We start from the raw sequence: 25,005 nt of genomic DNA on the forward strand, positions 1-25,005 counted from the left end.
CGGCGATGTCGGAAGAATAAATGCCGGTGCGCCATCCGACGCACCGGCCCCATGATGAAGGCGGTGGAGGCTTATTTGCCCGTCCAGACCGTTCCCGTCGGATTGCTGATGGGAACACCGACCGCATTTCCGTACTCGGTCCAGGAACCGTCATAATTGCGGACGTCGTAACCGAGTATCTTCTTCAGCGCGAACCAGGTGTGGCTGGAGCGCTCGCCGATGCGGCAATAGGTGATGATGGGCGCCGAGCCGTCGATGCCCTTCTCGGCATAGATCGCCTTGATCTCTTCTGCCGCTTTGAAGGTTCCATCCTTGTTGACGATTGTGCCCCACGGAACATTGACGGCGCCGGGGATGTGACCGGCACGGACGGACAGCTCCTTGACGCCATCCGGCGCGAAAATCTTGCCGGAATATTCATCCGCCGAGCGGATATCCACCAGCTTGATGTTGTGCTTGCCCTCAGCCACCGCAACGACGTCGACAAAGCGCGCCCGGACCGAGGTGTCGGGCTCGGCGAGTTTCAGTTTCGTTTCGGCCGTTGCCGGTGCGGATGTGTCGAAAGGCAGGCCCTGCGCCTCCCAAAGCTTGCGGCCACCATCCAGCAGCTTTACGCGGTCGCCAAGACCGTAGGTTTCGAAAATCCACGCACCCCAGGCGGCAAACCAGTTGTTGTTGTCGCCATATAAAACGATCGTCGTATCGTCACCCACGCCGGCTTTCTGCAGCAGGGACTGGAAATTCTCACGCGCGGCAATGTCGCGTTTTTCCTTGTCAACGAGATCCGTATGCCAGTTGAGGTTCACTGCGCCCGGAATATGCCCGCGCTCATAGACGCCCGTATCGACGCTGACTTCAAAGACCCGCACTTTCGGATTGTCGAGATTCTCCTTCAGCCAGTCGGCCGTGACCAGCGCTTCCGATGCTCCAGCCGTGGCCAACGATATCGCCGACAAAAACAATCCGCCGAGAGCCGACGTTACAAGCTTGATTCTGGACATTTCCTTACCCCTTTCCCTGATTTGATGACCAATGAAAGGTGACGACAAAACCGTCCGGAGCGAAGAAACGCTTTTCTATATTTTCTGTAGAAATAAATGCGACCACTCAAAAACAATCTTCAGGAGAAATTCAAAATTCCGTCCGTAAAAATTGCCAATAAAACTTCCAAAGGTTGTAAATGATGCCAAAAATCGAAAAGAGCGATAAACCGACCGCTATCCATCCCGTTTAGCAAGGAAGGCTGGAAAAACCCGATCTTTCTCTAAAAATGCGCGTCGCCCAGGGCAGTCAGTCTGCGCAGCCTCGATCCCGCCACCGCCTTTGAAGGTGCGCCATCTGCCTTCAACCGCTCGAAAAGAGCATAACCCTCAGGCCATCGTCCGTAACCGCTGGCAATATTGATATGTCCGACGGGACCGAGATTGATGAGGCCACTGCCCCACAGGCTCGCACTGCGCGAGAGCTCTTCGGAATCCATATAGGGATCGTTCATGCTGCCCACGACGAGGCTGGGGAAAGCAAGCGGCTGCTGCGGAAAGGCACCGAACCTGACGATGCAGGGATGCATCGCCTCCACGCGGTCGAGATGGGCGGGTGCGACCAGAAGCGCGCCCTTGATTTTGGCGGCAGAGGGTCGAGACCCCATATTCGCCACCAGCAGGCAACCGAGGCTGTGGGCGACGATATAAGCGCTGTCGACTGTCGCCAGCGCTGCCTCGAGACGGTCGAGCCAGTCCTCGAGAACCGGGCATTGCCAATTGTCCTGATCGACCAGTTGCGCTTCGGGATCATCCAGCAACCAGTGCCGTTGCCAATGTCCTTCATCCGAACCATTCAGGCCAGGGACAATCAAGGTGGTACACATGCCTGCTCCGTGAGTTATGGGCGGTGTGTGGCAAGCATGGTGAATTTCGCGATTCCAGTCGACTATTGCCTTGCTCACCTTTCGGACGCACGAGAAAAATCAATCCAGACAATTTCGGTAGCGCAGAAAATGCTTTCCCACCGACGGAGATAATGTCGATCGCAGGGAATCATTTCCTCAAATTTTTTATATAGAAAATATGTGCAATATAGTCTTTCCAGACGGAAAGCTTTTCCTCTGCCGGATGACAAAAGAAACGTCGCTGCTTCGCCGGACCGCCGCCGCTTTGCCATTCTCGCACCAGCGGAGGCTTGCGCCTCCGCGAGCCCCAAGTGGTGAAGGCAAAGCGTCGGCAGGGCCATTCCACCGCAACATAAAACGAAAATTCAGGCGGATAATGTGAGCAGCACGAGCGAATTTCTCTGGTACATCCCCAATGACGTCAAACCCGGCCACCGGGGCGACGCCGTCAGCGAAAACCACAACAGTCTCGAGACATTGACGAGCCATGCCAGGGCGCTTGAAACCCATGGCTGGAAAGGCGCGCTGATCGGCACCGGCTGGGGACGTCCGGATACATTTACGGTGGCGGCGGCGCTTGCGGCGCGCACCACCACATTCGAGCCGCTGATCGCTATCCGTCCCGGCTACTGGAAGCCGGCCAACCTCGCATCGGCCGCTGCCACCCTCGATCAGCTTTCCGCCGGCCGGGTGCGGATCAACATCGTCTCCGGCAGGGATGAGCTTGCCGCCTATGGCGACGAAGAAGGTGATCAGGCGCAGCGTTATGCGCGCACGAAAGAATTCATGCGGCTGGTACGGCGGCTCTGGACCGAGGAAAACGTCACGTTTAATGGCGACCATTTCCGGGTGACGAACTCCACCGTCTCGCCACGTATCACCGCACGCGAAGGCCGACCGCATCCCAAACTCTATTTCGGCGGCGCTTCCGAAGCAGCCGAGCAGGTTGCCGCAACCGAGGCCGATGTGCAGCTTTTCTGGGGAGAACCGCTTGCCGGCGTGCGCGAACGGATCGAGCGGCTCAGGCACTTCAGTGAAAAGCTCGGCCGCGATCTGCCGCCGCTGCAATTCGGCCTGCGGATCACCACGCTGGTACGCGAAACCACGGCCAAGGCTTGGCAAGATGCGGAAGCGAAAGTTGCCGAGATGGCCGCAAACAGTGGCGTACGCTGGAACGACCACCTTCAGGCCGTAGCTGTCGGCCAGCGCCGTCTGCTGGATTTGCACCGTCAAAGCGACGTGCTGGACGACAATCTTTATACCGCGCCGGGCAAATTCGGCGGTGGCGGTGCGGGAACCACATGGCTTGTCGGTTCGGCGGAGGATGTCGCCGCGTCACTGCGTAAATACCGCGCGCTGGGCATCACCCATTTCGTGCTTTCCGACACGCCCTATCTCAAGGAAATCGAAAGGCAGGGCGACAGCTTGCTGCCGCTGCTGCGGGATTGATTGGCGTGGCTTGAACATGGGCGGCCCGCCCCAGACAAGGCCGCCCTGTTGCTTCATTGATCAGCCACCCGCCGCCTTGATGCTCTGACGGCCAAGAATCGTACGGATCATATGGCTCTGCGGCGCATGTGCCCTTGCCGTGATGGCATCGCGGTGATGGCGTTCAAGGTTGTAGTCCCGGCGCAGGCCGCGATTGCCGCCAAGCTCCAGCGCCAGATCCGTCACCGCCACCGCATTGTCGATCACCACATGGCGAACGGCGAGCGCATCGGTTCCCACCCTCTCGCCCGCATCGACGTCGCGGGCGACGGAGAGAAGGAGGCGCCGGTTCGCCGCCAGCAGCACCTCGATCTGGCCGAGACCTTCCTGAATCCGAGGAATGGAGGACAGGGGTGCGCCAAGGCTTGCCGGAACATGGCCGTTCAGATGGCTCAACAGATCGTCCCGCGCCGAAAGCGCGACACCGTGGTAGACGGAAGCCAGCAGCACGAAGAAATTATAACCATCTGCCTCATCGCGCCGCAGCGGCTCATCCGCCGGCTGTTCGGCAACGACGTCGGCAAGCGGCACCTTCACCTCTTCCAGCACCAGATCATGGCTGGCGGTGGCGTACATGCCGGTCGCTTCCCACGCTTTTTCCTCGGCGATACCAGCCGCATCGAGCGGCACCAGAAGCTGGACGAGGCGCGGCGTCTCTTCCGTCGTCACGGCAAGCACGATCGCCCATTTCAGACCCGGCAGGCCGGTGACGAAGCTCTTGCGGCCATTGACCACCCAGACATCGCCCTCGATCCGCGCCGTCGTTTCCGGCAGGCCGCCATGGGCCGGCGAACCGACACCCGGCTCCGCCTGCGCATTGTTCAAAAGCGCCGGCTCCGTGCTATTGGCGGCCAGTACCTTTGCAGCAAGTGCTGCCGGCCACTTGCCACGCCGGATCGCGGCATGAACGCTGTAGTGCATGGCGAGAATGAGAGCGGTCGACGGATCGCCCTTGGCGATGGCCGTAATGACGGCATGGGCCGTTTCCATACCCTCGCCCCAGCCGCCATCCTTTTCAGCCGTGACGAGACCAAGCAGGCCTGATTTGAAAAGCGCCTCGAAATTACCGGCGGCGAATTCGCCGCTCTTGTCGTGCTCCGCAGCCGTCAGGCTGAAATTCCCGGCCAGCGCGGTTGCGATGGCGACGGGATCGGGCCGCTGCGCCAACGCGTTTGGGACGGCGGAAAGTGCAACGCTCATGCCACCGCCCTTTCATTTGCCGTGACGAAACGATCGTCAATCCAGTCGCCGAGATCGAAGTCGTTTTCAAGGAAGCCCCATTGGTGCAGGAAGTCCTTGTAATGGCCGACGGCGCCAACAAGATCGGCATCGAGGCCGAGACCAAGATGACGGTGAACCTCAGCTCCGTTGGCAGCCAGAACCTGTTCCTCCGTCGCGCCGGCCTCGCGCGCGATGAAACGGCGCGTTTCTTCCGGATGTTGCTCCGCCCAGAGAGAGGCCCTGGCGATGGCGTCAACCAGCCGCTCCACCAGATCGGGGCGCTCATCGGCAAGCCGTCCGTCGACCGTCAGCACCCGGGGTGAACCGGAATTGATGCGTATCTTCGGATCGGCATGAAAACCGAACTCCGCCACCTGCACGGCACCGATCAGGTTGGCGGCGGCAATGCCGGCCGTTCCCTTGACGAAAATCGCGTCGACCTCGCCACGCAGCAGCGCGATGATTTCCTCGCCGAAGGATTGACGGCGCTTCAGGCCAAACAGCGACGGCCCTTCCTGCGAGGCCAGCACCGAATCCTTGATGACAATATCCTTGAGCTCGACATCCTCGACCTTAAGCCCTTCCAGCGAAAGCGCCGAGACGATGCCCTTCAGCGCCGTCGCGCGCATGAAATCAACGATGCCTTCCGGCCGGCGCGGCACACCGAAACGGCGGCCGACGAGATCGGCAAGCGAACGGATACCGGTTTCCGGCAGGGTGATGATTGCCTGAAACTCGTCCGTCCAGGTAACCCCGATTAGACGCGTATTGCGCCCTTCCGAGCGGGCGCGGATGGGAGGTACATTGCCGCCGTGGCGGAACGACCATTCCAGCGTGTGGTTGAAATGGCTCTGGCGAACGGAACGGTCAGGCGAATCGATGATGGATTTCAGCGCTATGCCGACCTCCTCGAAGGTCTGCGAAAGATAACCGAGCTGTGCCGCCAGCCCTACTGGGGTGGGCACCGGGCAGCGTGTGTACCAGATTTCAGAAAGTGTCGTGCTCATGGCTTTGGCCTCGATGAAAACGATGGCACCGGAAAGCGATGCTGCGGCGCCTGTCGACTGAAGGGACATCCCGGCCCGCACCAAAGGGCGAGCCGGGTTTGGCGAGACGATCAGGATGCGGCGATATGCGCGAAAGCGAGGCTTCCCGCCACGCCTTCTGCGCCGATGGTGTGATCGGAAATGCGCTTGTTGAAGATGGTAATCTCAGGTGCTGCGACGATGTCGATGGCCGGCACGTCTTCAACCAGGATCTGCTGGATTTCCTTCCATTGCGCGACGCGCTTGTCCGGATCAATCTCGATGGCGGCGGCTTCGAGAAGCGCATCCACCTTGGGATTGCTGTAAGCCGCGCCATTGGAGAAAGGCACGCCCTTCTTGAAGTTCTTGGACCAGTAAAGCCGCTGCACGCCGACGGTCGGATCGAAGAGATTACTCATGCCCTCATAGGCAAAATCGAAATCGCGATCCGTGTAGATGCGCTTGGTATAGGTGGCGAAATCCTGCGTCCGCACCGTCACATCCACGCCGACCTTCGCCAGCGCCTGGCGAATATAGTCCGCACCACGCGGATAGGCTTCGGTGCTCGGCACGTAATCCAGATTGAGCTTGAAACGGATGCCATCCGCGCCGCGCTTGTATCCGGCCTCATCCAGCAGCGCTTCCGCCGCCTTCAGATCGATCGGATAGGTCTTCAGATCATCCACGAACCATTTCGTCAGCTTCGGATTGATCGGGCCGGTGATCGTCGCGCCATAACCGTAATTGACCGTGTTGAAGATGACGTTGCGGTCAATCACATGCGCGAAGGCGCGGCGAACGCGCACGTCCTTGAATACGTCCTTTTCGAGGTTGAATTCCACGCGGCTGATCGAGTTGGTATATTGATAGCCATTGGTCTCGAAGCCGAGGCTCGGCAGTTCTTTGAGACGGTCGAGATCGCTATAGGCGACCGGCGTGCTGGGGGCGAGATCGATCTCGCCGGTTTCTATGGCAATCGCGCGGGCAGAAGCGTCAGGAATGAAGCGGACGATGAGCTTGTCGAGATAGGGGCGCGGCGCATCCCAATAATCGGCATTGCGCTCGAAAACGATATGGCTGCCGCGCACCCACTCCTTGAACTTGAACGGGCCGGTGCCCACAGGCGCGAGATTGACCGGGTTTTCGGTAACCTTCGTACCCTCATAAAGATGCTTCGGCACGATTGGCGTTTCGGCCGCCGCGAGCGCCGTTATGAGGTACGGCGCGGGTTTGGAAAGAACCAGAACCGCCGTCAGCTCGTCCGGCGTCTCGACAGCAGTGAGGTTCAGGAATGTATTGCGGCCGCGCGGATGCACTTCCTTGATGGTGTTTATGGAGAATGCCACATCGGCGGAAGTGAAGGGCTTGCCGTCATGCCATTTCACGCCGGGCCTCAGCTTGAAGGTATAACGAAGGCCATCTGCGCTCACGTCCCATGATTTGGCCAGCAGCGGTTTGGGATTGAGATCGAAACCATAGGTCAGCAGCCCTTCGGTGACCTTTGGCGATATATAGACGGAATTATAGGCCGTGTGCGCGATCGTCGTCAGTACCGGCGGCTCTGACGAGATCAGCAGCGTGGCCGTACCGCCACGGGCCGGCTCTGCAGCCTCTAGCTTCAGCCCCGGCAATGACACCACGCCAAGCGCCACCGACGCCAGCAGAAATCCACGCCGCGTCGTCTGGTTGAAAACAGTCATGCGATACCCTCTCCTTGATTGAACCGGCGAAAAACCGACAAAACTCAACAGTTGCGCTTAGGAAGAAGTTTGTTCCGCAGACGAGAGCGTGCTTGGCATGAAGAACCAGTCATTCTCATAAATAGGAATTATCTTTTCTTTATGGCGCTTATTTTCGTAAATTTCAGAAAATAATTCTATTACTCTTTGACAAATTCCATAAAATTAGTCAACTAATACCAACACCCCAGCGGGGCCGATTTCCTGATTTCACGCTTACGGACTGGAGCCGATGTCGAATTCGAAAAGGATTTTATCGCAGGCGAGGAGGGTGGCCATTCAGGCCATTCCGACGGTTCTCGGTATCGTCATCCTGAACTTTTTCCTGCTGCAGCTGGCGCCGGGCGATGCCGCCGATGTGCTGGCCGCGGAAGCGGGTTCGGCGACGGTCGAGACCATGGCGGAAATCCGCAATCGTTTCGGACTGGACCTGCCGGTTCTGCACCAGCTGATGAATTATCTCGGCAATCTCGCGCAGTTCAGCCTCGGCTTTTCGCCCCGTTACGGTATGCCGGTTGCTGATCTCATCGGCCAGCGACTGCCCGGTACGCTTGCGCTGATGGGAGCAGCGCTTGGCATAGCAATTTTCGTGGGCGTGTTCCTCGGCTCCATCATGGCGCTTTTCTCAGGCAAGCTGCCGGACCGGATCATTTCCATCGGCTCGCTGATCTTTTATTCCGTGCCGGGCTTCTGGATCGGCCTGATGCTGATCCTGACCTTTTCGGTGAAGCTCGGCTGGCTTCCCTCGGGCGGCGACAGCACCATCGGCAGCAGCCTCACCGGTTTTTCCGCCCTGCTGGACCGGTTACGTTACATCGTTCTTCCCGCCCTTTCGCTGGCGCTTTATTTTCTGGCGATCTATGCCCGCCTCACCCGCGCGGCGATGCTGGAAGTGAAATCGCAGGATTATGTGCGCACGGCCCGCGCCAAGGGCGTTTCGCCGATCAGGCTCACCACACGCCATATCCTGCGCAACGCGCTCATCCCCATCACCACCATGGCCGGCATGCACATTGGCGGCCTGCTCGGCGGCGCTGTCGTGGTTGAAACCGTCTTCAGCTGGCCCGGCCTTGGCCGTCTAGCTTTCGAAGCCGTCATGGCGCGCGATTTCAGCGTGCTGCTCGGCATTCTGCTCCTCTCTTCCCTCGTCGTCATCATCGTCAATGCGGCCGTGGACCTGTTGCAGGCATGGCTTGATCCCCGCATCGGAGAAAGCCGATGAATTCCTCCCATACGTCAGCGGTTCTCGACACGGCCGAACTCGGCACTGGAGAGACCAATCCCAAACCGAAAAAGCCGGAAGAAAAGGTCTGGCCCTATATCCACGCACCGGATGCGCTTTCGGCCCGCTCCGTCTCCGTGCCGCGGCGCGGCCTGCGGCGGGAACTGAAGATTTTCCTCACCAATCCCAACGCCATCGTCGGCCTGCTGTTTCTCGCCACCGTCATCATCACCGCACTGATCGCCCCCTTGATCTATCCCGGTGATCCCTTGGAAATGGTGGCCCGCCCATTCCTCTGGCCCGGCCAGAATGCCGCCTATCCGCTCGGCACCGATTCCATGGGCCGGGATGTTCTGGCCGGGATCGTGCATGGCGCGCGTATCTCGCTCACCGTCGGCGTCGTGGCGACGTTGATCGGGCTCACCATCGGCATCGCCGTCGGCGCCTTCGCCGGTTATTTCGGTGGCGTCATCGACGATATTCTCGTGAAGCTGATCGAAATCTTCCAGACCCTGCCGAACTTCGTGCTGCTCGTCGTGCTCGTCGCCATCGCCCAGCCCTCCGTCACCACGGTCACATCGGCTATCGGCATCATCACATGGCCGCTGGTGGCACGCCTTACCCGCGCGGAATTCCGCGCCATCCGCGAAAAGGACTATGTGCTCGCCGCCCGCAGCCTCGGTTACGGCCATGCGCGGATCGTCTTTCAGGAAATCCTGCCCAACGCGCTGCCGCCTATTATCGTCACTTCCTCCGTCATGGTGGCGGGTGCAATCCTCATGGAAGCAGCCCTTTCCTTCATGGGGCTTGGCGATCCCAACCGCGTCTCCTGGGGATCGATGATCGGGTCCGGCCGCGATGTCATCCGCACCGCCTGGTACCTGACCGCCCTTCCCGGCCTTGCCATCGTCTTCACCGTCATTTCGCTGAACCTCATCAGCGACGGTCTCAACGATGCGCTCAACCCCCGCTTTTCGGAGGAACGCCGATGAGCAAACTGATTGAAGTCCATGATCTGTCCGTCAGCTTCGGCTCGGCCCAGCCTGTCAAAGGCGTCAGTTTCGATGTCAGCCCGGGCGAGATGCTGGCAATCGTCGGCGAAAGCGGCTCCGGTAAATCCCTGACAGCGCTCGGCCTGATCGGCCTCCTGCCATCACACGCCAAGACCGGCGGGCGGGTTCTGCTCGAAGGCCGCGAGCTGCTACCGCTTTCCGAGCGGCAATGGCGCGGCATTCGCGGCCGCGATATCGGCATGATCTTTCAGGAGCCGATGACCTCACTGAACCCGGTTTTGACGGTCGGCGAGCAGATCATCGAGGTACTGCGCATCCACGAAAAGATCGACCGGCACCAGGCGCGCAAACGCGCCATCGAGCTTCTGGAACTGGTCAATATTCCCGATGCCCGCCGCCGCGTGGATGATTATCCGCATCAGCTTTCCGGCGGCATGCGCCAGCGCGTGATGATCGCCATCGGCGTCGCCTGCAATCCGAAACTGCTGATCGCCGACGAGGCGACAACCGCGCTCGACGTGACGATACAGGCGCAGATCCTCCAGCTGCTCGACAATCTGCGCCGCGATCTCAACATGGCCGTCATCCTCATCACCCACGATCTCGGCATCGTGGCCCAATGGGCCGACCGGGTGATGGTCATGTATGCCGGCCGCAAGGTGGAAGAAGGATTGCCGGAACCGGTTTTCTCCAACCCCTACCATCCCTATACGCGCGGTCTGCTCGCGGCCTCTCCGCGCGCGGAAGATGGCCAGCATTATCGCGACGGGCCGCTCATTGAAATTCCGGGCTCCATCGTTTCCGCGACGGGGGAACGCGGTTGCGCCTTCCGGCCACGCTGTCCGAGCGCCCGCGGTTTCTGCGGGCAGTTCGTGCCCCCGCTGCGGCATATTTCGGAAGGTCGTTACGCCGCCTGCCCCTTCGTTGCTCCCACATCCAAGGAAGTATCCGATGACGCTCTTGTCAGTGCATAGCCTGTCCACCCACTACACGGGCGGACGCGGAACCGTGCGTGCCGTCGATGACGTCTCGCTCGATATCGAAGCGGGCGAGACCGTGGCGCTCGTGGGTGAATCCGGCTGCGGCAAATCCTCGCTCGGCAAGTCGCTGATGCGTCTGGTCGAGCCATCTTCCGGCCGGATCACCTTCAAGGGCGCCGACGTCACGGCAATGACATCGTCCGAACTGCGCGGTATCCGCCGCCGCATCCAGATGATCTTTCAGGACCCCTTTGCCTCGCTCAACCCGCGCCAGACCGTGCGCACCATTCTGACCGGGCCGCTGAAGGTGCACGGTATCGGAGACCGGGCGCGCCAGCGGGAAATCGTCGAAGCCATCGTCACGCAGGTCGGTCTGCCGGCGGATTCGCTCGACCGGTATCCGCATGAATTTTCCGGCGGCCAGCGCCAGCGCATCGGCATTGCCCGCGCGCTGGTTCTGGAACCGGAACTGGTGGTCTGCGACGAGCCGGTTTCAGCGCTCGATCTGTCGATACAGGCGCAGATTCTCAACCTTCTGGTGGAGATGAAGAAGCGGCTTTCGCTCTCCTATCTCTTCGTTTCCCACGATCTGTCCGTGGTGCGTTATTTCTCCGACCGCGTGCTCGTCATGTATCTCGGCAAGATCGTCGAAAGCGCACCGACATCGGAACTCTGGGCGTCGCCGAAACACCCCTATACCCGTGCGCTTCTCGCAGCCGTTCCCGATCCCGCGCGCCGCAAGCAGGCAGCCCCCATTTCCGGAGACCTGCCGAGCCCGCACGACCCGCCATCCGGCTGCCGGTTTCACACCCGCTGCCCGCTCGCCACCGATCTCTGTCGCGAAAAAGCGCCTGACTACACCCTTTTCGGCAAGAACCACGCCGTGGCCTGCCACCATGCCCAATAAACTGAAGGAGCAACCATAATGGTCGACTATCGCTATCTCGGACGCAGCGCGCTGAAAGTTTCACCGCTGAGCCTCGGCACGATGATGTTCGGAGGCCCGACGCCGGATGACGTGGCCTTCCGCATCATCGACAAGGCACGCGAGCAGGGCATCAACTTCATCGACACAGCTGATGTCTATCACGACGGCAAGTCGGAAGAAGTCGTCGGCCGCGGCATCAAGGCCAATCGCGATCACTGGGTTCTGGCAACGAAATTCGTCAATTCCCACACCAAGGGCCCCAACCTCGGTGGGCATTCCCGGAAGTGGGTGATCGAGACCGTCGAGAATTCGCTGCGCCGTCTCAACACCGACTATATCGATATCCTCTATTTCCACCGCGCCGTCTTCGATGCGCCGCTGGAAGAGCCGGTGCGCGCCATCGCCGATCTCATCCATGCAGGCAAGCTGCGTTACTTCGGCGTGTCGAATTTCCGCGGCTGGCGCATCGCTGAAATTTCGCATCTGGCCGACCAGCTCGGCATCGACCGGCCCGTTGCCAGCCAGCCGCTCTACAATATCGTCAACCGCACGGCGGAAGCCGAACAGCTGCCGGCCGCCAACCATTATGGCCTTGGCGTGGTGTCCTATTCACCGCTCGCACGCGGCGTGCTGACAGGCAAATATCAGCCGGGCGAACAGCCAGGCGCCGATACCCGCGTCGGCCGTGGCGACAAGCGTGTTCTGGAAACGGAATGGCGTCCGGAATCGGTCGACATCGCCCAGAAGGTCGCGGCCCATGCCGCATCGAAGGGCGTTTCGGCGGCGGATTTTGCGCTCGCCTGGGTGCTGAACAACAAGTTCGTCACCGCCGCGATCACCGGCCCGCGCACCGAGGAGCATTGGGACGGTTACGTCCGTGCGCTCGATGTGAAGATCGATGCGGAAGATGAGGCGCTTATCGATAGCCTCGTCACGACAGGCCATCCCTCGACGCCGGGCTTCAACGATCCGAGCCACCCCGTCGAAGGCCGCGTGCCGCGCAATCTCGAACCGGCACACCGCCCGGCGCTCAAGCCGCGCGCGGTCGCCTGATCGTCCAGAAGTACAAATGCCTGCGGCGCGACCGCGCCGCAGGCCTTCACATCCGCTCAGGGAAAACCGCAATGTCCAATCCGAAACTGCAGACAACCACCACCGACAATGCCGGCGTGCCGAGCCGGGACGAGATTCTGGCCCGGGCAAAGGACATTGCGGCTATTGCGGCAAAGGATGCCGCCCGTCGCGAACGCCAGCGGGAACTTCCCTTCGACATCTTCGCCCTTATCAAGGAGGCGAAGATCGGCACGCTGCGCGTTCCCGAAGCCAAGGGCGGACCGGGCGGCTCGATTTCGGACTACATCGAGGTGCTGATGATCCTTGGCGAAGCCGACAGCAATATTCCGCACGCACTTCGCAGCCATTTCAATTTCACCGAGAACCTCGCTCTCTCCCCCATCGAACTGGAGGACCGGCGGCATCTCGAACATGTTCTCGCCGGCAAGCTCTTCGCGGGCGCCAGCACCGAACAGGGCACCAAGCGCCCCGGCGAAATCACCACGCGTCTCAGCGCCGATGGTGAGCGTTATCGCCTTAACGGCCGCAAATGGTATGCGACCGGCACGGCCTTTGCCGATTTCGGCACCTTCAGCGCCATCGGTGACGACGGCCAGCCGATCGGCGTGCTCATTCCGCTCGATCGCGCCGGCATCACCATTCTCGATGACTGGGACAGCATGGGCCAGCGCATGACGGCGAGCGGCGGCGTCCTGCTGGAAAATGTCGAAGTGCTGCCGCATGAGCTGACGACCCGCAAGCTCGGCAGCCAGATCGGCCGCCACAGCTCGGCCATGCGGCAGCTGCACCTTGCCGCCTCCGCCGCCGGCGCCGTTCAGGGCGCGCTCAAGGATGGCGTCGATTATGTCTTGCGGCAGGCGCGCACCACGCTCCACAGCAGCGCGGAAACAGCCAATCAGGATCCCTTCGTGCAGAAGATGCTCGGCGAAATCAGCGCCGGCGCTTTCGCCGTCAAGACCCTGATCCGCGAAGCGGCCAGAACGCTCGACCGCAGCGCCATCGCGTTTGCCACCGGCGACGAAGAGGCCATAGAGGCAGCCCTGCTGGAAGGCTCGCTCGCCACCGCCCGCACCCAGATCATCGCCTCGCAGCTTTCGCTGACGGTCGCCACCAATCTCTACGAACTCGGCGGCGGCTCGGCGACGTCAAGCGATCGGAATTTCGATCGCCACTGGCGCAACATCCGCACCGTCTACAACCACAACCCGCTTGCCCACAAGGCGCGTGTCATCGGTGATTATTACCTCAACGGCACCACGACGCACCTTAGGGAAGGCCGGGTATTCTGACCATGCCGGAGGTCCAGGCGGCAAAGGAGAAACAGCAATGAGAACGGAGTTTGTCGCTCCCGCCGGGAGCCGGACGGCTTTTCGCCTGCCGACACTTTCCCGGCTGCCGCCGCTGACGGCCTTGCGCGCCTTTGTCGTGGCCGCCCGCCACGCCAGCTTCTCGCGGGCGGCGGAGGAACTGCATGTATCAACCGCTGCCATCGGCCAGCAGGTCCGCATTCTCGAAACCCATCTCGGCCAGCCGCTTTTCAGCCGCCAGCGCGGAGAGTTGCTGCTGACCGATGCCGGCAGCGCACTTTATCCCGGCCTTGCGGATGCCTTCGAGACCATGATCGGCAGCCTTTCCGACCTGATGGTTTCGAACGCCAGACCGCAGCTGAAGGTTCTGGCCGAGGGCTGCTTTGCCGCCCGCTGGCTGGCACCGCGGCTGGGAAGTATCGTTCCGGCGCTGGGAGACGTCGAGCTTTCCATCGAATCCCTTGATGGTGAAACCATCGACCTCACCCATTTCGACGCCGATTGCGCGATCGTCGCTACTTCTGCGCAAATTCCGGGTTTCATCCATGAGCCACTTTTCACCGACACGGTCAGCGCCGTCTGTGCTCCGGACTTCGCAGCCCGCCATGGGCTTGCAGGCGAACCGGAGCGATTGCGGGATCTCGGCTTTGCGATGCTGCGCGGCAATGGTCTGGACCCGGCATTCGAATGGGCAAACTGGCTTCGCGCCTGCCGCATTCCACTCCGGATTTCGGCGACGGGTCCCCGTTTTTCACGCCAGACCGCACTGATAGAAGCGATCTCATCCGGCCACGGCATCGGTCTTGTGCGTCACTCGCTGATTTCCGAAGACCTGAAAACCGGGCGCCTGATCGCCCCCTTCGGCGCGCCGCAGCCGACCGCCAGCCGTTATCACCTGTTGACCAGTCCTGACAGGCGGCGGCTGCCGGAGGTTGCATCTCTACTCGCTTTGTTGCGCGAGGATATGCGCTCTCTTGAGGCCGCCGCCTGAACACGCCCGTCCCACCTCAGGCGCGTTCCCTTTGCAACTCTCTGGCCGCGTAAATGTTCTCCGGTCGGGGCAGACCATAGTGGTCACGCAGCGTATCACCCTCATATTCCTCGCGGAACAGACCACGCCGTTTCAGGATCGGAACCACCTCGTCCACGAAGATATCGAACCCGCCGTTCAGCCAGGGCGGCATGATGTTGAAGCCGTCGGCCGCGCCCTCACGGAACCAGGTTTCTATCCAATCCGCCACCTGTTCCGGCGTTCCGGAAATCACCTTGTGCCCGCGCCCGCCGGCAAGCCGGTGCAGCAATTGCCGGATCGTCGGGTTCTCCCTGTCGATGACGTCGAGAACCAGTTGATGGCGGCTGCTATCCGCCTGCGCCCGCGTCGACTCGACTGCCTCTTTCGGCAAAGGCTTGTCGAGATCGGCGGATGAGAGATCGATGCCGGTGATGCGCTGCAATTGCTTGAGCGAAAAGGCCGGCTGGATGAGATCGTTGAACGAAGCCTCCAGCTTGCGCGCCTCCTCTTCCGTGGAGGCGATGAAGGGGCTGATGCCCGGCAGGATTTTCACATGGGCGGGGTTGCGCCCGGTGGCTGCAACCCGCCGCTTGATATCGGAGTAAAAAGACCGCGCACTCTCCAGAGTCTGATGCGCGGTAAAGATCGCTTCGGCATAATGGGCGGCAAAGCCGCGCCCTTCCTCCGAAGAGCCGGCCTGCACGTAAACCGGCCGTCCCTGCGGTGAACGGGGCACGTTCAGCGCGCCGCGCACCCGGTAAAATTCGCCGTCGTGATTGGCGGGATGGATGCGGTCGGTCTCGGCAAACAGACCGCTCTCCTTGTCTGCGACGATGGCGTCATCTTCCCAGCTATCCCAGAGCTTCGTCACCACGTCGACAAATTCAATGGCCTGACGGTATCGATCGGCATGCGGCGGGTGCTTCTGGAGGTTAAAGTTGCCGGCCGCAGCATCGGCCGAAGTCGTCACGATGTTCCAGCCCACGCGGCCGCCGCTGATATGATCGACCGAAGCGAACAGCCGGGCGAGATTATACGGCTCGTAATAGGTAGTGGACGCCGTGGCGATGAAGCCGATCTTTTCGGTGACGGCAGCGAGGGCAGCCAGCATGGTGATAGGCTCCAGCCGGTGGCGGGCGGCATAGCGGATATTGGCGTCCAGCACCGGCGCATCGGCAAAGAAGATGGCGTCCAGCTTTGCTGCCTCGGCCTTGCGGGCAATATCCTGATAGAGCTTTATGTCGGTGACGCGGTGGGGCTCCGAGTCCGGATGCCGCCAGGCCGCCTCATGATGTCCGCCCGGATAGATGAACGCATTGAGAACCAGCTTTTCGGATTTTCTGCTCATGGAAATAACCTCTTCTTCGCTCTACGAACCGAAAGGTGAGGAGGCTCACGCCTCCTTCGTCACCCAGGCCTTGGCGAGATTGCCGCTCAGCCCCTCCGCCCCGGTCGCATAATCCTTAATGCGAACGCTGCCGACGACCGGCTGGATGGGTGAGACCAGATTGATGACGGGAAGATCCTTGGCGACAACGGCCTGAAATTCCTTGAAGAAGGCGGCGCGCTTCTCGATGTCAGGCTCCACCGCCGCCGCTTCCAGCAATCGGTCGACTTCCGGATTGGCGTAATGGCTGGCATTCGAGAACGGCAGGCCGATCTTGAAATTCTTGCTCCAGTAGACACGCTGCACGCCGGCCGTCGGATCGAAGGTATTGGAGAGGGATTCCACCGAAAGATCCCAGGCGCGGTCGGTATAAACGACCTTCACATAGGTGCCGAAATCGAACTTCTGGATATCCGCCTCGATGCCAATCTTCGACAGCGCCTGCGCGATGAAATCCGAATAGGTCTGCGGATTGAACGGGTTGGTGGTGACCCTGAGCTTGAAGCGCTTGCCGCCGTCCTTGCGCGGAAAGCCTGCCTCATCCAGCAATTTTTCCGCCAGCGCTATATCGAATTTGGCAAAACCGATATCGGAATTGTGGAACTTCGCAAGGCCGGGGCTGATCGGCGTCGGCGACGGCACGGCATAACCGTAAAGCACGGTATCGATGAGCGCCGGAACATCAATGGCATGGGCAATCGCCTGCCTGACCTTCAATTCCTTCAGATATTCGTTCTCAAGATTGATCACCAGCTGGTTCTGCTGGCCGGCATAGGCATAGATGCGGTCATCCACTTTCAGCGTCGGGATGGATTTCAGCCGTTCCAGATCGGCAAGAGCCACCGGGTTGGGGCCAATGTCGCCTTCCCCGGTTTCCAGCGCCGCCGCGCGTGCGCCCGCATCATTGATGAGGCGGATGATGACGCGGTCGAGATAAGGGCGCGGTGCATCCCAGTAATCGGCATTTTTCTCCAGCAGAATATGGCTGCCCGGCACCCATTCCTTCAGCACGAAGGGACCGCTGCCAATGATCTGCGCCGGCTTCGGGTTATCAGTCGGTTTGAAGGTCTCGAAGATGTGCTTCGGCACAACAGGCGATTCCGAGGAGGCGAGCGCCGTGATCAGACCCGGCGCCGGCTTGGAAAGTTTCACCTTCGCAACAAGTGGATCGGATGTATCGACGCTCTCGACATTTGCGAAAGTCGCCCGGCCACGCGGATGGGCCTCCTTCAGCCGCAGGATGGAAAATGCCACATCCGCCGATGTCACCGGTTTGCCATCATGGAATTTCGCCTTTGGCTGCAGGTGAAAGACATATTCCAGCCCGTCGGCCGAAACGCTCCATTCCCTGGCAAGGCTCGGCTTGGGCGAAAGTTCGTAATCGTAAGTCAAAAGCCCGTCATAAATCTTCGAACCGATGAACTGCGGGCCACCCGCGCTGGTATTGATCGCCACGAGCTGCGTCGGCTCCGGAAAATAGACGATCTTGAGCGTGCCGCCCGAAACGGGCTCTTCGGCAGCGGCGAAAGAACCGCCGGGAAGCGCCACGAAAGCGCCGGCGGCGAGTGCAATTTTATGAAACTGGCGTCTGGAAAAGGTCATGTCTGTCTCCTAAAAAATCCGATATGCGAGGTGCGGCAGCTCAATGCAGCTGCGGGAACCCGTGGCGCTCGGCGAGGATTTGCAAAATACGTTTGGTGTCCTGAATGAAGTGCGTGTCGCCCCTTGTGGTCGCGTCACCGGGTGCATCGCCAGCAAAGATGAGCAGCGGCAGCGACTGGTTTTCCTCCCCCACGGCGGCGATGACCGCCTCGCGCGGGCGCTGAAAACCGACTCGGTGAATATCGATGCCGGCGGCAAGATCCGGAAAGGCGGCAAGCAGGCCTTCGATCTGGTTACAATGCGGGCAGACGAAGCGGACACCGGGGTGCTTTGGGTCCTCAAAACCGGGGGCGATCAAAAAAAGCGTATCCTTGGCCATGGCATCCATCATTTGCGGTGAGATTTCCAGCGCACAGTGCAGGCGGCCAAAGCGTGGGTCCAGAAAGCAATTCTTGCTTTGAAACGAAGAATTCCTTTGCGCTAAATTATTGATGAAACTTATTTTTTCGAAATTTCCACTGGTGACATCGCCGTTTCGGCCGACATGTTTCATGCGCAAAGTTTTTCTCGAAAACGGGCGTGCCGCGCGAAGGCGCAAAAAGGATGGAGGGCGAATTTCGACAATAAAAAACCCGGCAGAATTGCCGGGTTAATGTTGATGATCGCAGACCCCCTCTTCCGTCATGCCGGGCTTGACCCGGCATCCAGCCACGGCGCATCTGTGCCGTTAAGAAACTCTCTCGCGATCAAGGACTTGAGTGCGCTGGATCCCGGATCCAGTCCGGGGTGACGGAGTTTGGATGAAAACGCTCACTCCTTCTTCCAGGCCGTCGCCAGATCCCCATAGGCGATGTCGATGGTCGTCACGAGGGACTGCAGACTGGTGTTGCGTAAAATGACTGTCGGCAGGGCGACGATCGAGAAATTTGGCAGATCGTCCCCGGTGATTTTCTGGATGTCGTGGAACTGCCCGGCCCGCTTCGTTTCATCCACCTCGATGGCAGCGGCACGGAAGAGATCATCCACCTTGGGGTTGTTGTAGTGGGCGGCGTTGACATAGGGAGCGGGGTTCTTGATGCCGTCGGACCAGTAGAGGCGCTGCACGCCCGCCGTCGGATCGAACAGCCGGCTGATGCCGTTCACCGTCAGGTCAAAACCGCGCTCCGTATAAACGCGCTTGATGAAGGTGGCGAGATCGCCTTCGACGATATCCACCTTCACGCCCAGTTTGCCGAAGGATGAACGCAGATATTCGGAGGTCTTGCGGAAGACGTCTGACGGCAGGAAGGCAAGCCGCAGCGAAAAGCGGGTGCCATCCGCGCCCTTCGGATAACCGGCCTTGTCCAGCAACTCATTCGCTTTGGCGAGATCAAAGGGATAGGTGAAGGGCTTTTCGTCATTATAGGCAGTGAAGACCGCCGGGATGTTTGAACCGGCTGGTTTGGCCGTACCGAAAAAGATGGCATCGTTGATGAAATCGCGATCAATGGCATGGGCCAGTGCCTGCCGGACTTCCTTCTTCGCGAGGATAGGATTCTCCAGATTGAACTCGAATATGGCGGCGTTGTTGAGATAGGCGTCGGTATAGACCTCCACCGCAAGTTTCGGATTCTGCCGCAACCGCTCCAGATCGCTGTAGGAGACATCGGCGGTGTAATCCGCCTCACCGGTTTCGACCGAAATGGTGGTGGAGGCCGCATCGGCGACTAAGCGCGCCACGAAACCGTCGAGATAGGGCAGATCGGCCTGCCAGTAATTCGGGTTCTTCTTCAGCTTCACATAGCTGCCGCGTTTCCATTCCTCAAACACGAAGGGGCCGGTGCCGACAGGCGCGTTGCCGTTCGGGCTCTCATTGTATTTTTCCGAGGTATAGGCATGAGCCGGCAGAATGGGCGTTTCGCCGCCCGTCAGCGCCCTCAAGAGATAGGGTGCGGGTTTGGAAAGCACCACCACGGCCGTCAGTGGATCGGGCGTTTCGATATCGGCAACATTGGCAAAGGTGATGCGTCCGCGCGGGCCAACCTTCTTGAAGGCCAGCAGGGAAAATTTGACGTCCTGCGACGTGAAATCCTTGCCATCATGCCATTTGACGCCCTTGCGCAGCTTGAAAGTGTAGCGCAGCCCATCGGCTGATGTTTCCCAGCTTTCGGCCAGAACCGGATGCGGTTTGAACTCGCTGTCGAACCGTACCAGTCCTTCGAGGATTTTTGTGGAGATGGCGCGGGTTCGTGTGTTGGAATCGGAAAGCGGCACCAGCGTCGTCGGCTCGCCAAGGCCTGCAAGGGTAACGATCCCGCCTTTCTTCGGCGTTTCCGCCGCCAGCACCGGCAAGGACGGCAGGAGCATGGCCCCGGCAAGGGCAGCACTCAGAAGCAATGTCTTACGTCTTGTAATATCCATGGATGTTTCCTCTTGCAGACTTGTTTTTAAAATTTTCAGGCAGCCTTCAGCCGGGTCTCCACCAGCCGGGCAAACAAGGTGGCGCCGACGGGCAGGATGTCGTCGTCAACGATAAAACCAGGATTATGGGCGGGCACGGTGCCGGAATGACCGAGGGTGAAAAATGCGCCGGGCGCGTGTTTCAGGAGATCGGCGAAATCCTCGCTGCCCATGAAGCGGCCAGGCTCCGTGGAAACGCGCTCGTCTCCCAAAACCTCGCACGCCACGCCGGCGACGATATCCACCGATGCGTCATCATTGGTCAGGACCGAGAATATGTCGCGAATATCCACCTCGGCAGTGAGGTCGTGAGCCGCGGCAACGTGATCCGAGATGGTGCGGATGCGCTGCCTTATGGTTTCGCGCACGCTGTCGGAGAAGGCCCGCACAGTCCCGGCAATCGCGGCCGTTTCGGGAATGACGTTATAGGCTGATCCCGCCTCGATACGCGTGATCGACAACACGGCGGGATCGGTCGGCGACACGTTTCGGCTGACAATGGTCTGCAGCGCCTGGATAAGCTCACCCGTCGCCGGCACCGGATCGCGAGAGACATCGGGATGTGCCGCGTGAGCGCCCCTGCCCTTCAACCGGATATCGAAGAAATCCGCTCCTGCCAGAATGGTGCCCGGCGAAACCTTCAGGTGATTGGGCGCGGCATGGGTGGAATTGTGCAGCCCGTAAATCTCGTCAACGGGAAAATCCTTGAACAGCCCGTCGGCAATCATGGCGCGTGCGCCGCCCAGCCCTTCCTCGGCCGGCTGGAAAATGAACACCACCGTACCGGCAAAATCCCGGGTTTCCGCCAGATAGCGGGCGGTGCCTAGCAGGATGGTGGTGTGCACATCATGCCCGCAGCCGTGGAACTTTCCGGGATAGACGGACGCATAGGGCAGACCGGTTTCCTCCGGCATCGGCAGGGCATCCATATCGGCCCGCAGCCCGATGGAGCGGTTGCCTGCATGCCGGCCGCGCAGCACACCGACCACGCCGGTCTTGCCATAACCGCGATGGACCTCGATGCCCCAGGAAGCGAGCTTTTGGGCGACGATGCCGGACGTGCGCACCTCCTCGAAACCGATTTCGGGATGCTGGTGCAGATCGTGGCGGATGGAGACAAGTTCGGGAACATAGGTCCCGATCCGATCAAGGATTTTAGGAGCGGGCGTTTTGATGGGATCGACGGCGATATTCACGGTATCTCCTCAGGGCAAAAAATATCGTTTTCGCAATCGGGCGATTGCGAAGGATTGGCTTCGGATATGGAAAATCAGGGCTGGAAAGACGTCAGAGCCTCAGGCCAGCCTCCTTCATCAAGGGCAGAATGCGCTCGGCGAAATAGTCGAGGTCTTCGCGGAAATCGTAGAAATTGAGCTGAACGCCGTCGATCCCTGCCTTTTTAAGACCGACAAGCTGCTCGACCACCTGCTCGGGCGAACCGATGATTTCGATATTACCGCCGAGATTGCGCCCCTGCTTGTGGCGCGCATCGCCGCGTCCGCGCCAGGCATGCGCGTCGCTATCATAATTATTGGTGGCGAAGGCGCGGGTGCCGGGCTGCGGTTTTCCGGCCTCGATGGCATCGGCATAGGCTATCGCTTCCTTCTCCGTGTCGCGGCTGACGATGATCGGATTGATGATCGTCTTCACCTGCCGGCCATAGGCTTTGGCGCGGTTCTTGACGGTGGCGACATGATCGGGAAGCGTTTCGAGCGCACTGTCTATATGCGCACCACCTGGCGAGGTGACGAAAACCAGATCGGAATGACGGGCGGCGAAATCGATACCGGCGGGCGAACCGGTCGCCGTCACCAGCGGCGGGCGGCCGAAGGTGGGCTTCGGCGTGATCCAGCCATTGTTGATCGCCCAGGGATTGAGCTTGCCTTCATAGGAGAAGTTTTCGGTTTCGCCCCACAGGCGATGAAGCACATCGAACAATTCTCCGGCCATATCGTAACGCTTGTCATGGTCGATGCGCTGCCAGCCGAACATTTCATGCTCAACGGCGCGGTGGCCGGTGACGATGTTGATGCCCCATCGTCCTCTAGCAATGTGATCCAGCGTCGCGCCATATTTGGCGAGATGCAGCGGATGCAGAGGCCCATAAAGCACATGGATGGTGGAGATCAGCAAAATGCTCTTCGTGACCGCCGCCATTGCGCCGAGCGCAATGAAACTGTCGAGCGAGGATTCGCCATCATAACCACCCTTGGGCAGCCATTGCGTTCGGCTGAAAGCAATTTCGAAACCAAGCTCTTCCGCACGCTTCACCAGTTCGACGTTGTAATCGAAGGTCCAGCTGTTGCTGGTCGGTAGGCTGGAGAAATTGATGTCCTGCAGATTGAGGAACAGGCCCAGCATCAGCGGCTGCTTTACCGCGCGGCTGAGCGGGCTGTCGTCGAAATCGGCCGGGCTTTTCAGTTCAAGACCTTTCAGCTCGGGACCTTCGGGCAATGGAACAGTCAGCGCCATGTCTTTTCTCCCTCGGAATTGCCGCCCTGCGGGGCGGTCGCCGCCAGGCGGGCGCGCAGATAATCTTCGACGCCGCGGGGCAGCCGGCCCGTAATCTGGTGGATGGTATCGGTGACCGATGCGGCGAGACCTTCGCGGATGAGCTCTCCGAATTCACCGATCGCCGTCTGTTCAAACCCACCGATATGGGGCGGAAAGGCCGGGGCGGCATGATGGGAAATCCCGACAGGGCGATGCAGGATACGCGCCGCGATGCGGGCGATTTCCAGCGCCGTCAGGGCTTCGCCGCCGGTCAGCACAAAAGTACCGGAAACCAGCGCGCTTGATGTCAGGGCGTGAACGGCGACATCGGCAATATCATCGGCATCAATGAAGGAGACGGCCGCATCGCCAAAGCGGGCGGGCACATCCTCCCCCTTGCGCAGCGCGGCGACAACGGGCTCCAGCGCAACCTGCATCCAGGCGTTCGGCCGCAGCACCGCATGCGCGATGCCGCTTGCGGCCAGATGCTGTTCCACCTCTGCATGGGCCGCCCCCGAAATGGAGCGTGCGGCATTTTTAATGGTCCAGTCGGAACCGGATATTTTCACGATCCGCGACACACCGGCGGAAAGAGCGGCATCGATGACCGCCTTCTGGTCCGCCGCCAGCGTCTCTCCGATGGGGGAAAGCAGGAACAACCGGTCTATTCCCCGCGCAGCTTCTTTCAGGCTGGCAGGATCGGAAAAATTGCCTTCCGAAATATCGACCCTGTCGCCCCAGAGCTTCAGCGCATCTTCTCGCCGGCGGGTCAGCACGCGAACCTCTGCGTGATTTTGCAAAAGACGGCTGACGACCCGTTGCCCGAGCTTGCCGGTTGCACCTGTCACAAGAATGGTGGATGCCATGGCTCCCTCACTTTCCGGCGCTGTGTTGCGTGGCGTCTTGCAGTAAAGAAAGGGCGCGTGGATCAGCCCATTCCTGCACGTCGAAATCTTCGGGGATGAATTTCCATTCCAGCAGGAAATCCTTGAAGTGGCTGAGCGCATCCAGCTCGGTCGGATCGAGATCAAGCCTCAGATTGCGATGCACATCCGCCCCATTCGCAGCCAGAACCGCCTCCTCGCTGACGCCGATCTCGCGGGCGATGAAACGCACGGTTTCGGCCGGATTGTCATTTGCCCATTGGGCGACACGCTGAACCGTAGCCACCAGTTCCGCCACCAGATCGGGCCGCTCATCGGCAAAGGTGGCGTCCACCGTTAAGGGACGCGGGGTGCCGTTGTTGATGCGGATTTTCGGATCGGGGTGAAACCCCGTCGACACCACGACCTGCGCGCCGATGAGATTGGCGATGGTGACGCCTTCCGCTCCCTTGACGAAAAACGCGTCGATCTGGCCCCGGTGCAGCGCTGCAATTTCTTCGCCATAGGGAAGCCGCCGGTGCAGACCGTGAAACCGCTCATCCGCTGGGCCGAGCAACACCGGTTCTTTAGCCGTGAGATCGACAAGCTCGACCTCCGCGACGGAGAGACCCGAGACCGTCAGCGCCGACACGATGCCCTTGAGCGATGTGGCGCGCTGGAAATCGATGGTTTCGTTCGGGCGCTTCGGCAAACCGATGCGCCGCCCCTTCAGGTCGCTGCCCTTGCTTATCCCGCTTGCGGGCAAGGCAATGACGGCCTGGAACTCATCGGTTCTCGTCAGCCCCACCAGCCGGGTTTTCCGGCCACCGGATTTCGCCCAGATCGGCGGGATATTGCCGCCCTGACGGAAGGACCAGTCCAGACGATGGTCGAAATGGCTCTGGCGAATGGCCGGGTCGGCCGCATCACGAATGGAGGAAACGGAGATGCCATGGGTGGCGAAACTTTCCTCAATCCAGCCGAGTTGCGCCGCGATGGAAAGCGGGGTGGGCGCCGGGCAGCGTGTATACCACACGGTTACGGGTTGGGTTACCTGGCGAAGGGCGGCATCAGCCATGGCGTGCGTCCTCGAAATTGCGATCTGAACGGCACGCTACACGTCATGAGATATTTTCTATAGATAAAGTGTACTATTTCAGGTGCGATTGAGGAAATTCGTTTCCATCTTGTCACGTCTTCACCGGGATGACGGAATATCCTTTCGATGGCGGCCGGATTTCGGGTCGGATTATCGCCCGGACTCTATCCGCTCTTTAAGTCCACTGCAGCTTGGCTGCCGCTACTGATGAAAGTTTTTCTTCTC

Annotated in this window: 21 protein-coding genes; 8 read left to right on the plus strand and 13 right to left on the minus strand. The window is 60.2% G+C overall.

Annotated elements, in window-relative coordinates; all coding sequences use genetic code 11:
* Positions 1–71 precede the first annotated feature (71 nt).
* The gene (locus QRN60_RS16620) at positions 72–1,001 is read right to left on the minus strand and encodes a sulfurtransferase (protein ID WP_003506897.1); all 930 of its coding nucleotides are present in this window, start codon (positions 999–1,001) and stop codon (positions 72–74) included.
* Between the two features lie 263 nt (positions 1,002–1,264).
* Positions 1,265–1,867, minus strand: a complete 603-nt coding sequence (locus QRN60_RS16625; RefSeq protein WP_035213050.1) for an alpha/beta hydrolase — start codon at positions 1,865–1,867, stop codon at positions 1,265–1,267.
* Between the two features lie 399 nt (positions 1,868–2,266).
* On the opposite strand from QRN60_RS16625, the gene QRN60_RS16630 reads away from it, so the two are divergent.
* On the plus strand, positions 2,267–3,337 hold the full coding sequence (locus QRN60_RS16630; RefSeq protein ID WP_020808990.1) for an LLM class flavin-dependent oxidoreductase: 1,071 nt from the start codon (positions 2,267–2,269) through the stop codon (positions 3,335–3,337).
* Between the two features lie 60 nt (positions 3,338–3,397).
* Here QRN60_RS16630 and QRN60_RS16635 read toward each other — a convergent pair whose 3' ends face one another.
* From QRN60_RS16635 to QRN60_RS16645, 3 genes are all read right to left on the minus strand, one after another.
* On the minus strand, positions 3,398–4,576 hold the full coding sequence (locus QRN60_RS16635) for an acyl-CoA dehydrogenase family protein (RefSeq protein WP_111780411.1): 1,179 nt from the start codon (positions 4,574–4,576) through the stop codon (positions 3,398–3,400).
* Positions 4,573–5,604 carry an ABC transporter substrate-binding protein gene (locus tag QRN60_RS16640; RefSeq protein WP_080867440.1) on the minus strand — a complete coding sequence of 344 codons (1,032 nt, stop codon included), beginning with the start codon at positions 5,602–5,604 and terminating at the stop codon, positions 4,573–4,575. The genes QRN60_RS16635 and QRN60_RS16640 overlap by 4 nt, the downstream gene beginning before the upstream one ends.
* A gap of 110 nt (positions 5,605–5,714) precedes the next feature.
* Complete coding sequence (locus QRN60_RS16645; protein ID WP_020808992.1) at positions 5,715–7,322, minus strand: ABC transporter substrate-binding protein; 1,608 nt, start codon at positions 7,320–7,322, stop codon at positions 5,715–5,717.
* 271 nt (positions 7,323–7,593) lie between these two features.
* Between QRN60_RS16645 and QRN60_RS16650 the strand changes: the two genes are divergently transcribed.
* The 7 genes from QRN60_RS16650 to QRN60_RS16680 all read left to right on the plus strand — a co-directional run bounded on the left by QRN60_RS16650 (position 7,594) and on the right by QRN60_RS16680 (position 14,876).
* Entirely contained in the window at positions 7,594–8,583 is a 990-nt protein-coding gene (locus tag QRN60_RS16650) for an ABC transporter permease (protein ID WP_020808993.1), read from the plus strand.
* Positions 8,580–9,575 carry an ABC transporter permease gene (locus QRN60_RS16655; protein WP_111791662.1) on the plus strand — a complete coding sequence of 332 codons (996 nt, stop codon included), beginning with the start codon at positions 8,580–8,582 and terminating at the stop codon, positions 9,573–9,575. Before QRN60_RS16650 ends, QRN60_RS16655 begins: the two co-directional genes overlap by 4 nt.
* A complete protein-coding gene (locus QRN60_RS16660) occupies positions 9,572–10,570 on the plus strand; it encodes an ABC transporter ATP-binding protein (RefSeq protein WP_111817646.1) in 999 nt (332 codons plus the stop codon). The genes QRN60_RS16655 and QRN60_RS16660 overlap by 4 nt, the downstream gene beginning before the upstream one ends.
* Positions 10,548–11,483, plus strand: coding sequence for an ABC transporter ATP-binding protein (locus QRN60_RS16665; protein WP_111793326.1), 936 nt, complete (start codon positions 10,548–10,550; stop codon positions 11,481–11,483). The genes QRN60_RS16660 and QRN60_RS16665 overlap by 23 nt, the downstream gene beginning before the upstream one ends.
* An 18-nt stretch (positions 11,484–11,501) precedes the next feature.
* Entirely contained in the window at positions 11,502–12,557 is a 1,056-nt protein-coding gene (locus QRN60_RS16670) for an aldo/keto reductase (protein WP_112295576.1), read from the plus strand.
* A gap of 71 nt (positions 12,558–12,628) precedes the next feature.
* Entirely contained in the window at positions 12,629–13,867 is a 1,239-nt protein-coding gene (locus tag QRN60_RS16675) for an acyl-CoA dehydrogenase family protein (protein ID WP_060724863.1), read from the plus strand.
* A 37-nt stretch (positions 13,868–13,904) separates the two neighbouring features.
* Positions 13,905–14,876: a LysR substrate-binding domain-containing protein gene (locus QRN60_RS16680; RefSeq protein WP_020813159.1), complete on the plus strand. Its 972-nt coding sequence runs from the start codon at positions 13,905–13,907 to the stop codon at positions 14,874–14,876.
* A 16-nt stretch (positions 14,877–14,892) separates the two neighbouring features.
* On the opposite strand, the gene QRN60_RS16685 is transcribed toward QRN60_RS16680, so the two are convergent.
* The 8 genes from QRN60_RS16685 to QRN60_RS16720 form a co-directional block, all read right to left on the minus strand.
* Positions 14,893–16,245 (minus strand): LLM class flavin-dependent oxidoreductase, encoded by a 1,353-nt coding sequence (locus QRN60_RS16685; RefSeq protein WP_111817644.1) that lies wholly within the window; start codon positions 16,243–16,245, stop codon positions 14,893–14,895.
* A 45-nt stretch (positions 16,246–16,290) separates the two neighbouring features.
* Positions 16,291–17,886 carry an ABC transporter substrate-binding protein gene (locus QRN60_RS16690; protein ID WP_003506927.1) on the minus strand — a complete coding sequence of 532 codons (1,596 nt, stop codon included), beginning with the start codon at positions 17,884–17,886 and terminating at the stop codon, positions 16,291–16,293.
* A 40-nt stretch (positions 17,887–17,926) separates the two neighbouring features.
* The gene (locus QRN60_RS16695) at positions 17,927–18,277 is read right to left on the minus strand and encodes a DUF3088 domain-containing protein (protein ID WP_060724986.1); all 351 of its coding nucleotides are present in this window, start codon (positions 18,275–18,277) and stop codon (positions 17,927–17,929) included.
* 419 nt (positions 18,278–18,696) lie between these two features.
* Entirely contained in the window at positions 18,697–20,286 is a 1,590-nt protein-coding gene (locus QRN60_RS16700) for an ABC transporter substrate-binding protein (RefSeq protein WP_111817643.1), read from the minus strand.
* Positions 20,287–20,321: 35 nt separating this feature from the next.
* A complete protein-coding gene (locus QRN60_RS16705; RefSeq protein ID WP_111817642.1) occupies positions 20,322–21,521 on the minus strand; it encodes a M20 aminoacylase family protein in 1,200 nt (399 codons plus the stop codon).
* Positions 21,522–21,612: 91 nt separating this feature from the next.
* Positions 21,613–22,797 carry an LLM class flavin-dependent oxidoreductase gene (locus QRN60_RS16710; protein WP_111817641.1) on the minus strand — a complete coding sequence of 395 codons (1,185 nt, stop codon included), beginning with the start codon at positions 22,795–22,797 and terminating at the stop codon, positions 21,613–21,615.
* Complete coding sequence (locus tag QRN60_RS16715) at positions 22,788–23,684, minus strand: NmrA family NAD(P)-binding protein (protein WP_111817640.1); 897 nt, start codon at positions 23,682–23,684, stop codon at positions 22,788–22,790. Before QRN60_RS16715 ends, QRN60_RS16710 begins: the two co-directional genes overlap by 10 nt.
* 7 nt (positions 23,685–23,691) lie before the next feature.
* Positions 23,692–24,759, minus strand: a complete 1,068-nt coding sequence (locus QRN60_RS16720) for an ABC transporter substrate-binding protein (RefSeq protein WP_111817639.1) — start codon at positions 24,757–24,759, stop codon at positions 23,692–23,694.
* Positions 24,760–25,005 lie beyond the last annotated feature (246 nt).

This window comes from Agrobacterium sp. CFBP2214, assembly GCF_030209895.1.
GTDB lineage: Bacteria > Pseudomonadota > Alphaproteobacteria > Rhizobiales > Rhizobiaceae > Agrobacterium > Agrobacterium radiobacter.